A 258-nucleotide genomic window follows, 5' to 3' on the forward strand; every position below is an offset into this window, starting at 1 on the left:
CTACACGCTGAAATGATTCCTTTTTAGGGAATCATTCGAACTAAAAGGAGGCGGCAGGTGAATGTAGATGAAAGATAAACGGATGCAAGCAAAGAAAGATTATATGAAAGGGATGACGTACCAGCAGATATCTGATCATTACAACGTCTCCATCCATACCGTCAAATCATGGAAAAGACGATACGGCTGGCAAAGACAACAAACATCAGCAAAGCAGGCGCACTCGATCTTCAATCAATTTCTTTCGGAGGAAACGAT

The 258-nt window shown here is 41.9% G+C and carries 1 protein-coding gene; it reads left to right on the forward strand.

Features of this window, described 5'->3' with window-relative positions:
* Positions 1 to 67: 67 nt before the first annotated feature.
* Positions 68 to 258, forward strand: a 191-nt coding sequence (locus tag R0J87_RS22050; RefSeq protein ID WP_498888985.1) for a helix-turn-helix domain-containing protein, incomplete at its 3' end; no start/stop codon positions are given.

The sequence above is a fragment of the Halomonas sp. SIMBA_159 genome, assembly GCF_046536035.1.
Lineage (GTDB): Bacteria > Pseudomonadota > Gammaproteobacteria > Pseudomonadales > Halomonadaceae > Vreelandella > Vreelandella venusta_A.